Below are 12,773 nucleotides of genomic sequence, written 5' to 3' on the forward strand. Positions count from 1 at the left end.
GCCGCAAGATTTACAACAGCCACCGCGAGGGGCAACGATGCGGCCGGGCGAACCCACCGGACCTGATCAGCATGACACTGGAACGAGTGGCTCTGACCCGTAGTCGGTGGTGACGTCGAGTAGCCGGCCACGATCATGATCTTGTGATGGATGTCGATTCCCTTGTGGGAACGGTGTTTCCGGACTGTCGGCGCTGGTCGTCCAGGACGTGACGGACGGTGGCGGCATGGTGGTGGTCACGGCCCGTACCCAGGATGCTGCCGTGCCGTGTCCGGTGTGCGGGACCGCGACGGCGAAGGTGCACGGGTACCACCATCGGACGCTGAAGGACGTGCCGGTCGACGGCCGGCAGGTCGTCGTGCACCTACGCGTGCGGCGGCTGGTCTGCCCGGCTCGGAGCTGTCCGCGGCAGACCTTCAGGGAACAGATTCCCGGACTGCTGGAACGCCACCAGCGCCGCACGGTGCGGCTCGTGCGGCAGATATCCCAGGTGGCGCGGGAGTTGTGCGGCGGGCGGCCTCTCGTCTGGCCGACCTTCTCGCCATGCCCGCCTCCCGCAGCACCGCGTTACGTCGTCTGCGGCGACTGCCGCTGCCGGAATTGACAGTCCCGCGGGTGATCGGCGTGGACGACTTCGCCCTGCGTCGCCGGCACCGCTACGCCACGATCGTCATCGACGCCCAGACCGGTCGACGTGTCGCGGTGCTGCCCGGCCGCGACGCGGCCACCCTGGAATCATGGCTACGCGAACATCCCGGCGTCGAGATCGTGTGCCGGGACGGCTCGGCCACCTACGCCGAGGCCGTCCGCCGCGCCCTGCCCGACGCGGTGCAGGTCAGTGACCGATGGCATTTGTGGCGGAATCTCTGCGACAAGGTCCTGGTCGAGGTCCGTGCGCATGCCGGGTGTTGGGCCACCGTCAATCCGCCCCGCCCTGGCGGGGTTCACGAGCAGACCGTCCGCGAACGCTGGAACAAGGTCCACGAGCTGCTCGGGCAGGGCGTCGGTCTGCTCGACTGCGCACGGCGCCTCGGCGTGGCCCTGAACACCGTCAAACGCTATACCCGCATGCCCGAACCCACACCTTGCGCATCGCCCCCACCTACCGCCCGACTCTCGTCGACCCCTACCGCGACCACCTGCGCGCCCGCCGCGCCGCCGACCCCGTCGGTCCCGGTCCCCCACCTGCTCGCCGAGATCCGCGAGTCGGGCTACACCGGCAGCGCCAACCTGCTGGTCCGCTACCTCAATCAGGGCCGCGCCGAGGGCGAGCGTCCTGTCACGACCTCCCGCCACGTAAGCAGCCTCCTGCCCACCAAACCCGAGAACCTGCGCCCGAAGGACACGGAGTTGTCGGAGAAGATCTCCGCGGCCTGCCCGGAGATGACCGCACTCGCCGACCTGGTGCGCGGCTTCGCCTCCCTGCTGACGCCGGCCGCGGGCAACGACGCAGAACTCACCGAGTAGATCACGGCGGCTCGCGCCGCGAATCTGCCGCATCTACGCAGTTTCACCAACGGTCTGGAGATCGACCGGTCCGCTGTGGACGCCGCCGTGACCCTGCCCTACCACAACGGTCGCACCGAAGGCGTCAACACCCGCACCAAAAGGATCATGAGACAGATGCACGGACGCGCCGGATTCGACCTCCTCCGCCACCGCATCCTCCTACCCTGACAGATATCCGGCGTCACCACCGACTACGGGTCAGAGCCACTCGTTTGACAGGCCCCCTAGAGCAGCATGATCACCAAATGCGGCTGGAGCATTAAAGAGGAATCTGGGAAAATTTCGCCGTGAACGCCGTGTTGTAGTAGGTGCAGTGGTTGGGCGTGGCGCAGGCGCGACTGGCGGTACCGACGGTGATCTGCACCAGCGGGTCGCTGGACAGCATGGTGCCGGCCATGACGTTGGCTAGGGGACCGATGTAGGTGGCGGTGATGTCGACGCGGGTGGTGGCGACCCAGTTGTCGCTCGCGTCGTAGTAGCGGATCGTCCAGTCGGGGATTGCGATGGAGGCGGTGGACTGGCTGCCGGAGGCGGTGCCGGAGGCGGGTTGCACCCTGCCGTACACGATGGTGGGGGTGTCTACCGACACGCAGCCGTGGTACACGGAGGGCTTCACCTGGGCGGTGTTGGTGGTGAAGTCGGCTTCGATCGTGTTGTTGGCGTCCTCGCAGACGACGGTCGACCCGTCCGCAGCGTGTGCGGAAGTCGACCCGGTGATGACGACCGCGGGCACGGCGACCGAGGTGACGGCCGAGAGCAGGGCGATGAGACGGCGACGCATCGAACGGCATCCTCGATGAGGTGAGGAATTTCCGCATCGAGGATGCCACCGGGCCACTGCGGGCACTATGAGCCGATGGAGGGAGCAGCGCGCTGCTCCGAATGGGTTACCCTCTCCGGTACGGGCGGCCCGACCCGCGACGGCCAGCACCGTCGGACGCTCCTCGGTCAGCGCAGCAGCCGTAGTTCCGAGGGGCCGACGACGCACCCATACTCACGGCGCGGGGCCACACCCGGTGACGGCCCCGCGCGTCGGCGCGGACCACGGCGCGGAACGGCCCACGTGCTGCTGTGCACCCTCGGCCTGGGCACGGTCTCCAGTACCTACTCCCTCGTCACCCTGGAGATCACCTCACTCTGACCCACCATCCAAAGCCGGCCCCCGCGACCGGGTCCCGCGGGGCGGTCGACAAGGGCGGGGCCGTGCGGTCCGGCGACGCCGCGGGCGGTGCCGGTCGGGACGTGGTCAAGGCGCAAGCGGCGACATTGCACCCCGAAGCCGCCGACTCCGCCACGCGATCCGGACAAACCCCGACTCCGCCACCGTCCGGACCCGCATGGCGGACCGCCGGCACTCTGCACTGCGGGCCGCCCCACTTCCCGCTGACCAACCCCGTGATCCGAAAACCAAGCCCGAACAACCCAGCAGACAGTTGACCGGGCCTAATCTTCGAGCAGCAGGTCAACAGGCTCACGCTCCGCGGGGTTCACGCGGACGGACATGAGGGACACGTTGGGCGGCAGGTCACGTACGCAGCCCGGCGACGAGGTCGTCGGCGCGGACCCCGGCAGAAGTCGGCGGTAACCACCATGTCGTTGACCTCGGTCGCCAGCAAGTGCGCCATGTCGTGCCGATCGAGCCCAACCGCAGGCATTTTCCTGCCCGTAGACGTCGTCCGCGGTCAGCCACCCGAACGGCACCCCGGCGGCCAACGCCGTCCTGCGCCACCTCCAACGATCACTCGCCGCCTGGCGAGAAGGAGTATCAGTGCACGCGATAGGAGTCCCCCTCCCGCCCGTTGATCGGGGCGGGCCGACTACTCCAGCACGGGAATCAGTGCCGGTCAGCCGATTGATGGTTGATCACATCACGAGATCAAGATTCTGTCAGGGCTTTGTCGAATTCACTTGGAATAGCCTTCGCCACCGTGCATGGTTCCTGTAGATCATTCTCGGTCGACCCTCACAGCGCAGATGAGATCTTCTGGGGTCGGGTTAACGGCTCGCCTGCCGGGGTAACCGGCGACCGTTTACGGCATCAAGAGGTTGTTTGTGGTGCGTGTTCTTATGGTTCCCGTCGCGTTGAGCACGGGCGGCGGGAAGTGGATCACCGTTGCCTTGTAGCTGTTGATTCTTGCCGTGATCGAAACATTGGCCGGACGGACGAAGACGCGGAGGCTCACGTGGGTCACCTGCCAACGCACCAGGCACAGGAAGGGGCTCGGCGCCCGGGATCCGGGCACGAACCGATCGCGATCACAGGACTGGGACTCCGCCTTGCCGGTGGCGTTCGATCGGTCGACGACCTGTGGCGGGTGATCACCCGCCAGGAAGGCCTCGTGGGTGACGTGCCCGAGGCCCGGTTCGCGCCCTACGCCGCGGTCAGTCCCGCCCACGCGGCGGCCGTGCGCGACACCTGGCGGCGCGGGGCGTACCTGGACGACGTCGAGGGGTTCGACGCGGCTTTCTTCGGGATCTCGCCCCGGGAAGCCGAGAGCATGGATCCCCAGCACCGGTTGCTGCTGGAGGTCGCGTGGGAAGCGCTGGAGGACGCGTGCACCCCGCCGAGTCGGCTCGCCGGCCGGAACGTGGGCGTGTACGTCGGGATCGGCCCCAGCGACTACGGGCGCTTGTTGCTGGAGGACCTGCCCGGCATGGAGCCGTGGAACGGCATCGGCGCCGCGGCATGCGCGGCGGCCAACCGCATCTCCTACGCCCTCGACCTGCGCGGGCCCTCGCTGGCGGTGGACACCGCGTGCTCGGCGTCGTTGATGGCGGTGCATCTCGGCTGTCAGGCGCTGAACGCGGGCGAGGTGGAGTCCGCGCTGGTCGGCGGGGTCAACGTCGCCACCGCGCCCGGACCGACCCTGACCTTGCAACTGGCGGGCGCGTTGTCCCCGGACGGTCGGAGCCGGCCCTTCGACGAGCGCGCCAACGGGTACGGGCGTGGTGAAGGCGCGGCCGTACTGGTGCTCAAGCGGTTGACCGACGCGCGTCGGGACGGGGACCGCGTGCTCGGGCTGATCCGGGCCACCGGCGCGGCCCAGGACGGGCGCACCAACGGGATCATGGAGCCCAGCGCCGACGCCCAGGTCGCTCTGCTGCGGCGGACCTACCGCGACAGCGGCGTCCGGCCGGGGTCGATCGGGTACGTAGAAGCACATGGGACCGGGACCCGTGCCGGGGATCCGGTCGAAGCCCGAGCCCTGGCCGAGGTCCTGGGCGTCGGGAGGAGCTCCGGCGACCCGTGCCTGATCGGCGCGGTCAAATCGCACGTCGGGCACTTGGAGGCGGGCGCGGGCGTCGTCGGCGTCGTGGCGGCGGTGCTGGCGCTGGGGCGTCACATCCGAGTGCCCCCTCGCGGACCGGTGGAGCCCAACCGGGCGATCCCCTGGGGCGACAACGGGTTGCGCCTCCCCCGGCACCTGACGCCGTGGCCCGCGCCGCCCGATGGCCCCCGCCGGGCTGCGGTGTCCGGCTTCGGCTACGGCGGGACGATCTGCCACGTGGTCCTGGAAGAAGCGCTCTCGGACCGCGAGCCCGCGGCGGACAGGGCCTCGAGGTTCGGCGAGGACGACCCCGCCGCACGGCTCTGGACCGTCTCCGGCCGCGACCCGCGCAGCGTCCGGGAGACCTGCGGGGCGCTGGCGGACTGGCTGCGCGGCGACGGGTCGCACGTCGCGATCGATGACGTCGCGCACACCCTGCTCCACGGTCGCGAACACCTGCCGTCCCGGGCCGCCGTCGGCGCCCGCGACCGCGATGAGCTGATCGCCGGGTTGGACGCCGTCGCGCAGGAGCGCAAGGCGCCGGGCTTCGCCGTGGGGCAGGCGCACGAGTCGGGAGGTCGCGGGGCTGTCTGGGTCTTCTCCGGACACGGTTCCCAGTGGCGCGGAATGGGAGCCGGGCTCCTGGAGGACTCCGCGTTCGCCGCGACGATGGAGCGGCTCGACCCCGTCTTCAGGGAGGAGTCGGGATTCAGCGTGGTGGACGCGCTGGCCCAGGGCGACCCGCTGACCGAAGTCGGCCGCATCCAGCACCTGATCTTCGCCGTCCAGGTGGGTGTCGCCGCGACCCTGCGCGCGCACGGGGCACGGCCCGCGGCCGTCATCGGCCACTCGGTCGGTGAGATCGCGGCGGCGGTCACCGCCGGCGCGCTGAGCCTCGACGACGGCGCGAGGCTGATCTGCCGCCGTTGCGCGCTGATCAGCCCTTGCGGCGGCACCGGCGCGATGGCCATGGTCGACCTCCCGTTCGCCGACGTCGAGCAGCTCTTCCCCGGTCACCCGGAGATCGCCGCGGCCATCGAACCGAGCCCCGGCACGACGGTCGTCTCGGGCAGTCCTCGAGAGGTCGCCCGTGCGGTGCAACGCTGGCGTGCCGAGGGGCGTGCCGTGCGCGAAGTGGCGAGCGACACGCCCTTCCACAGCCCGGCCATGGCTGCCCTGATGGACCCGTTGCGCTTCGCGGCGGCCGACCTGTCCGTCGCACCGGCGGCGCTACCCATGTACAGCACCACCCGTGATCCACGACGCCGCCACCTCATGGACGGCCGGTACTGGGCCGAGAACCTGCGCAACCCGGTGCGCCTGACGGACGCGGTGGAAGCCGCCGCGGAGGACGGGTACCGGGCCTTCGTGGAGATCGCGCCCCACCCCGTGGTGTCCCACTCGGTCGCGGAGACCCTGGACTCCGTCGGCGCCCGTCCCGCACTCGTCCAGCCAGTACTCCGCCGCAACGAGGCGGAGTACCCGCGCCTCATGTCCGCTGTGGCCGCGCTCTACTGCGCGGGGGTGCCCCTGGACACCGGCCGGCTCGTCCGCGGCGGCACGCTGAGGGCCCTCCCCTCGCGCCGATGGCGGCACCGGCCGTTCTGGCGAGCGTGCGCGCCCGTCGAAGTGTCGTCCGGTCGGCTGCACGCGGCCGAGTCCCACTCACTGCTCGGCAAGCGGGACACCGTGCCCGGGACAACAACTTGGCGCACCCGGCTGGACGACCGGAGCAAGCCCTACCCTGGCGATCACCGCGTCCGCGGGACCGAGGTGGTGCCCGCCGCGGTGATCGCGAACACCCTGCTCCACGCGGCCGAGGAGCACGGCGGCTCCCGACGGGCCGCCCTTCGCTCCGTCGACTTCAAAGTCCCCCTGACCCCGCACCCGGCGCGGGAGGTCCTGGTCAGCGGCTCGACCACCGGCCTGCGGGTCAGCTCCCGGTTGCCCGGGACATCGGACGCCCCGGACCGGTGGTTGACGCACGCGACCGCTCAGGTCGCCGAGTCCGACCTGGACCGCGAGGCCGATGGACGTTCTCTCGGCGGACTGGGCGAACGGCTCCCTGACGGGACGGTCTTGCGACTGCTGCGCGACCGCGGCGTGGACGGCATCGCGTTCTCTTGGACGATCGAGGAGCTGCACCGCGGCGCCGACGGCACCGTCCGGGCGCACGCGACCCTCGGTCCCGAAGGGACGAGACCCGACCGCGCGTGCGCCCTGGACCTGGCGCTCACCCTCACCGTCGTGCTCCACGAGGGTGATCCCCGGCTGCGCATGCCGTCGCGTGCGGAGCGGATCAGCCTCTCGTCCGCGGTGCCGCGACAGATCGAGGTGGTCGTCGGCGGCGCCGCGTCGGGTCGGCCCGGCAACGCCCGAGTGACCCTGTACGACCTGGACGGACAGCTCCTCGGCCGGATCGACGAGCTGCGCTGCGACCCGGTCGAACCGGAGGACACCGCCGACATCCCGGAGGTGGTCCACACGCTGCGGTGGCGCGTGGCACCACCGCAGCCGCCCTCCTCTCCCGTGACGCGGGTGACGGTGGTGGGGGACGATCCCGTTGTTCGAGAGGTGGTCGAGACCCTGTCCCGGTTCGGTGTGGAGTGCGGCACCGCGCCCGCGCCCGAGGCGCTGCGGCCTCCCGGACCCCAGGCGGGCCGCACGGCCGTCGTCGTCGCCCCTCCGACGCAGACCACCGCCGATCCGGCCGACCTTGCCCTCGCGACGTCGACCCTGTTGACCAGGACCATCGGCAGGGTCGCGCGGTGGCCCGCCGCCGTCCGGCCGGGCGTCTGGGCGATGACCCACGGGGTACGCACCTCCGGGCGCGAGGACAGCACGGGCCAGGCGGCGCTGTGGGGAATGGCGCACGTGGCCCGGGAAGAGGAGCCCGAAACCTGGCGGGGGTTGATCGACCTCACCCCACAGGACCCGGACGGACCGGGACGGGCCGCCATCCTCCACCAGCTGCTGAGCCAACCGGAGGGAACCGAACCGCTGGTAGCCGTCGAAAGCGGCCGGATCCTCCTCCCGCGGCTGACGACCTCCGACGTCTCCCGCCCGTCCCGCGCGGGCCTGAGCTGCTCGCCCGACGGCACCTACCTGATCACCGGAGGACTCGGCGCGCTGGGCACCGAGACCGCGTCGTGGCTCGCCGAACGCGGAGCGCGCCGCCTCATCCTCACCTCGCGCGGCGGGCTTCCTCCGCGAACCCGGTGGGACGACGTCACGGACCCCGCGCTCCGCACCAGGATCGCGGCCGTCCGACACCTGGAACAGCTGGGTCTGAGCGTTCACGTCGTCGCCGCGGACGTCGCCGACTTCGACCGGTGCGCCACCTCGCTGGACACCGAGCGCCTGGGCCTGCCGCCGATCCGCGGTGTCGTCCACGCAGCGGGGACGGGAGAGGGCCGACTGCTGCGCGAGACCTCGGCCGACGCGCTGCGCCGGGCGCTGCGGCCCAAGGTCGGCGGCGCCGTGGTGCTGCACCGGTTGTTCCCGCCCGGAAGCCTGGACTTCTTCGCCCTGTTCTCGTCCTGCGGATACCTGTTGGGCATCCCGGGCCAAGCAGCCTACGGCGCGGCCAACGCGTGCCTCGACGCGTTGGCGCGGCACCGCGCCCACTCCGGCGAAGAAACGCTCAGCCTGGCCTGGACCTCCTGGAAGGCACTGGGCATGGGTGACAACGAGGCGGTCGAGGCCGAACTGCGCTCGCGCTCGACCGGGGTCCTGTCGGCCCCACAGGCGTTCGCAGCCTGGGACTACGCCGTCGCACGGACCGACGGCCCGTGCCGCGTCGTCATGCCACTGCGCGAACTGCCGCCGACGCGGACGCCACCGCCCCTCCTCGCCGAGCTGACCTTCCCGGCCTCCACTCCGGCCACCGGCCCGGACCAGGCCACTCCGTTCGCCGACCTGGCAGGCGCGGAACTGCGCGACCGCCTCCGGGACACCGTCCGCACCGCGGTGGCGAAGGTGACCGGAATCCCCGACGGCGAACTCGACGAGCACCGCCCCCTGCCCGAGTACGGCATCGACTCGGTCATGAGCACCGCCGTCGTCAACGAGGTGGGCCGGACAACTGGGCTCCCCCTGTCGACCGCCGTGATCTGGCGCCACCCCACCGTCTCCGCCTTGGCGGTGTTCGTCGCCGATCAGCTGCGCCCCGCCGAAGACGTCCACGCCTGAGCCGGCCGCCGGGAACCGCCACGTCCGCCTCCCCGGCCGTGCGGCCGGGGAGGCGCAGGCACGGCATCGATCCCGAAGGAGTGACATGACACCGACACGGGGAGGACCCCCGGAACGGCCCGCGCACCGCCTCGAGAGGGCGAGCGCATGAGCAGCCGACGCCACGACATCACCAGCCCCGGCACTCCGCGACTGCACGAGGTGAGCGAGGGGATCTACGCCTACGTCCAACCGGACGGAACGTGGTGGATCAACAACACCGGCTTCCTCGTGGGCGAACACGGCGTGGTCAGCGTCGACGCGTGCGCCACGGAACGCCGCACGCGCGCCTACCTGGACACCATCCGCACGGTCACGGCCCAACCGGTGCGCACTTTGATCAACAGCCACCACCACGGTGACCACACCTTCGGCAACTACCTGTTCGAGACCGCCACGATCGTCGGCCACGAGGCGGTCCGCGAGGGCGTGCGCGACTGGGGCGGGCCCCGGTCGGCCCCGTACTGGACGGAGGTCGACTGGGGAGCGATCCGCCTGGAACCCCCTTTCCTCACCTACACCAACGCCGTCACGCTCTGGGTCGACGACCTCCGGTGCGAGGTGCGGCACGTCGGCACCGCCGCGCACACCACCTCCGACTCGATCGTCTGGATCCCGGATCGGCGCGTCCTGTTCGCGGGGGACCTCTTGTTCAACGGGAGCACGCCGTTCTTCGTCCAGGGCTCGCTCACCGGCGCCATCGAGGTGCTGACCGAAGTGATCGCCCCGCTCGGCGCGGAGACGATCGTGGCCGGCCACGGCGACGTCGCGGGCCCGGAACTGATCGACCAGGTCCTCGGCTACCTGGCCTTCGTCCGGGACCTCGCACACCAGGGCCACGGCGCCGGCCTGTCCCCGCTGCAAGCCGCGCGGGACGCCGATCTCGGTCAGTACGCCGACCTCGCCGACAGCGAGAGGATCGTGGGCAACCTCCACCGTGCCTACGCGGAGCTCGCCGGAGCCGCCCCCGGCGCCGCCATCGACACGGCGGCCGCCCTCAACGACATGATCGCCTACAACGACGGCCGGCCGCTCAGCTGTCTGGCATGACCGGACCTGTCCGCCGGCCCGCGAGCGCCCCGACGCCATATCGGAATTCCTGGTCCGACAGCGCGGGAGGCGTCGTGCCGGCCGAGAGGGGCAACCAACCCGTTGCCCTGCTGCGCCTGCTGCCCACAAGCGATCGGGGAGGAGGACGCGGAGGTCCTGGCGCTGCGCCACCAGATCACTGTCCCCGAACGTCAACTGGGCAACGCCCGCCCTTGCTTCTTCCCTGTGCTGCTCGAAAGTCATCGCTGCCGGTCAAGCGGTATGCATGTACTCGTTGATGAGTCCGCCGAGGATGCGGGTGCGGAGCAGTCTGCGGGCGTCGAGATTGTGGACTGTCGGAGGCTGGTGTTGGGTCTCGGGTGGCAGTTGGTCGCGCGGGCTTGGTGGGGTCGGTGGCGGTTGAAGTGGTCTGCATAGGTCGTACCGAACACGGTGTCGATGTGGGGGAAGTCGGCCGCGATGATGCCCTGGTCCTGGACGGTGAGGAACTTGAAGATCTTTCGGTATTTAGACGTGACCCTCGGTGATTCGACCCGTACCTCGTTCGAGTGACCCGGGCACTTGAAAGTAACGTGCAGCTACGCAAAGCGACCTACCGACCAGGTTAGCCCGTCCGTTTGCTCATCGGCGGCGCGCCGTTCACAGGAGGTGCTGCGCCATGTCCACGAAGCTCACCGGCGCCGAGCGCGACCTGGCGAAGGCGATGTGCGACAACGAAGTTGATGGGTGGCGCCAAGTGGAGTACTCCGCCGCGGGAGTCGAGATCAAGGCTTCGGCTCTCACCGAGGTACTCCTCCGTGTCAAGTCGCCCAAGCCGAGGCTGCTCACGCTGAAAAGCGTACATATTACATATCGACTGGACTGACCCGGATCAGCTCCCGATCTGCTTTCCGGCGGGTAACCACATGACGGATGCCGATCCGATGTGGCCGCTGCTCCACGTTTTCGACGATTTCGATGACCAGCTGTCAGAAATGGCACATCAGGAGCTGGTGACGCGACAAGATCCTCATCTTTCCCAGTTGGGGTCCGGGGCTCAAGCGCATCGTCGGCGGTGCCGTCTTCGATCTGACTCCCAAGTTGTGCGACCACGGAATCAAGCTGTGGGAAGCGTTCCTCGACGAGCCACGCCCGGGATGGTTCCACATATCACCCGGCGCCACGCCTCGGCGCCCGCCGCGCCGGCCTCACGCGGCCGGCGCGGCGGGCATGGTCACCGACGACGTCGGGGCGTGCCGCGCCGACGGCCGCGGGTCAGCGCAGGCGCGAGAGCCGGGCCAGCGACGCCCACTCGTCGGAGATCCTGCTGGGACCCTTCAGGATCTCCCCCGACCCCATCTTGAGCTTGACGCACAGGTCGCCGGTGAACAGCCACACGGCATCGCCTGACCCGCGAAGCAGGGCCGCGTCGATCTTCCGGGCGAACGGGGTGCCCTCCAGGTGGGGCCAGTACTGCGTGATCGTGTCGATCGGGTGGGCCACCTTCCCCGATCCCATGTAGGTGCACAGGCACTTGTCGTCCTTGAAGAACCATGCCAGGTCGTTGTAGTCGCGGGCGAACGCCGCGTCCACACCGTTCTCCATCGACGTGCCGGCGAGCGCCTGCCAGATCGGACCGATGCGGCCCTTGTAGTCGACCTTGTCGGCTCCCATGAAGATCCGGGCCGTACGCGATCCCTTGAAGAAGAACGCCGCGTCCTCCTCCATGCGCGAGAGTGCGGCGTCGAATCCGTCGGCGTAGATGGTCTGCGCGAGCGAGGTCCACAGGTCCTCGATGTAGCCCGGGCCGGTGACGACCTCGTCGGAGCCCATCTTCACGCAGACGCACTGGTTGCCCTTGAAGAACCAGGCGCGGTCGTCCCAGTTCCTGAACAGTGCGGCATCCAGGTCGCGCGTCCAGTCGAGAGGGGGAATGTCGTGAGCGGCCACGTACTGCTCGAACTCTGCGCCGTCACCGGTCATGGATTGGAAGTCCTTTCAGGATGGATCACGTTTTCGTTCGCGGCGACACCGGCGCGACCGTGGCTCCCGCGAGCCTGGCGGGCGCGGGCCGAACTCCGCCTTCGGAGGCCGTCGTGGACCGCATGCCACGGCGCAATACCGTGGAATGAGCATCCGACCGGGAAGTGTCGGTCTACACCGAAACGTCGTGTGACGACCGGAAGACAATTCCACCGTACTATCGGACCCTTTGTGCCGTTCCGTGCCGTTGTCGCACCATCGACATCCTGTCGATCTTCCGTCCGTTCGCGCAACCAAAGATCCCCGCTTTTCACGCGATGACGCACGCCGCCACTCCGTCGGACCCGGATGCCGCACTTCTGCGGCGAAAGACATATACCCACGGTGTTGCGCCGTGAGCCGTTTGGTCGATTGAGGACGGACGACGGGACGGTGAAACTCGGACTCCCCGAACGATTCCGGAGAACGGCGGAAGTCCATGCGTCTGCGTTCCCTGACCCTCGTCGCCGCGGTCGCCCTGTCGGCCGCCGTCGGCTTGTCCTCCCCCGCGTCGGCGTCCGTGGTCGACGTCAACTGCCCGCTGGGCACCCAGGTGGGCACCTACTCCCCCGGCATGACCCTCCTGCCGCGCCAGATCGACTTCACCGCCACCGGCATCCTGGGCGGCTGCGTCTCCCCCACCCACCCCGACATCACCGGCGCCACCTTCACCGCCCTGGTCAGCGGCACGTTCAGCTGCCTCTCCGGCTCCAC

Annotated in this window: 6 protein-coding genes and 1 pseudogene; 5 read left to right on the forward strand and 2 right to left on the reverse strand. The window is 69.8% G+C overall.

Features of this window, described 5'->3' with window-relative positions:
* Positions 1-143 precede the first annotated feature (143 nt).
* A pseudogene (locus AB0H12_RS44495) lies at positions 144-1,677 on the forward strand (ISL3 family transposase).
* A gap of 91 nt (positions 1,678-1,768) precedes the next feature.
* Here AB0H12_RS44495 and AB0H12_RS44500 read toward each other — a convergent pair.
* Entirely contained in the window at positions 1,769-2,290 is a 522-nt protein-coding gene (locus AB0H12_RS44500) for a hypothetical protein (protein ID WP_499632637.1), read from the reverse strand.
* Positions 2,291-3,692: 1,402 nt separating this feature from the next.
* On the opposite strand from AB0H12_RS44500, the gene AB0H12_RS44505 reads away from it, so the two are divergent.
* From AB0H12_RS44505 to AB0H12_RS44515, 3 genes are all read left to right on the forward strand, one after another.
* Positions 3,693-8,969, forward strand: coding sequence for a type I polyketide synthase (locus tag AB0H12_RS44505; protein WP_499632639.1), 5,277 nt, complete (start codon positions 3,693-3,695; stop codon positions 8,967-8,969).
* Between the two features lie 147 nt (positions 8,970-9,116).
* Positions 9,117-10,058, forward strand: coding sequence for an MBL fold metallo-hydrolase (locus AB0H12_RS44510; protein WP_499632642.1), 942 nt, complete (start codon positions 9,117-9,119; stop codon positions 10,056-10,058).
* A 658-nt stretch (positions 10,059-10,716) separates the two neighbouring features.
* Positions 10,717-10,923: a hypothetical protein gene (locus AB0H12_RS44515; RefSeq protein WP_499632645.1), complete on the forward strand. Its 207-nt coding sequence runs from the start codon at positions 10,717-10,719 to the stop codon at positions 10,921-10,923.
* A 389-nt stretch (positions 10,924-11,312) separates the two neighbouring features.
* Here AB0H12_RS44515 and AB0H12_RS44520 read toward each other — a convergent pair whose 3' ends face one another.
* Complete coding sequence (locus AB0H12_RS44520) at positions 11,313-12,020, reverse strand: hypothetical protein (RefSeq protein WP_499632648.1); 708 nt, start codon at positions 12,018-12,020, stop codon at positions 11,313-11,315.
* Between the two features lie 478 nt (positions 12,021-12,498).
* Between AB0H12_RS44520 and AB0H12_RS44525 the strand changes: the two genes are divergently transcribed.
* A partial coding sequence (locus AB0H12_RS44525) for a hypothetical protein (RefSeq protein ID WP_499632651.1) occupies positions 12,499-12,773 on the forward strand: 275 nt, incomplete at its 3' end.

Origin of the sequence: Actinosynnema sp. NPDC023794, assembly GCF_040639675.1 — a bacterium.
Classification (GTDB): Bacteria; Actinomycetota; Actinomycetes; order Mycobacteriales; family Pseudonocardiaceae; genus Actinosynnema; species Actinosynnema luteola.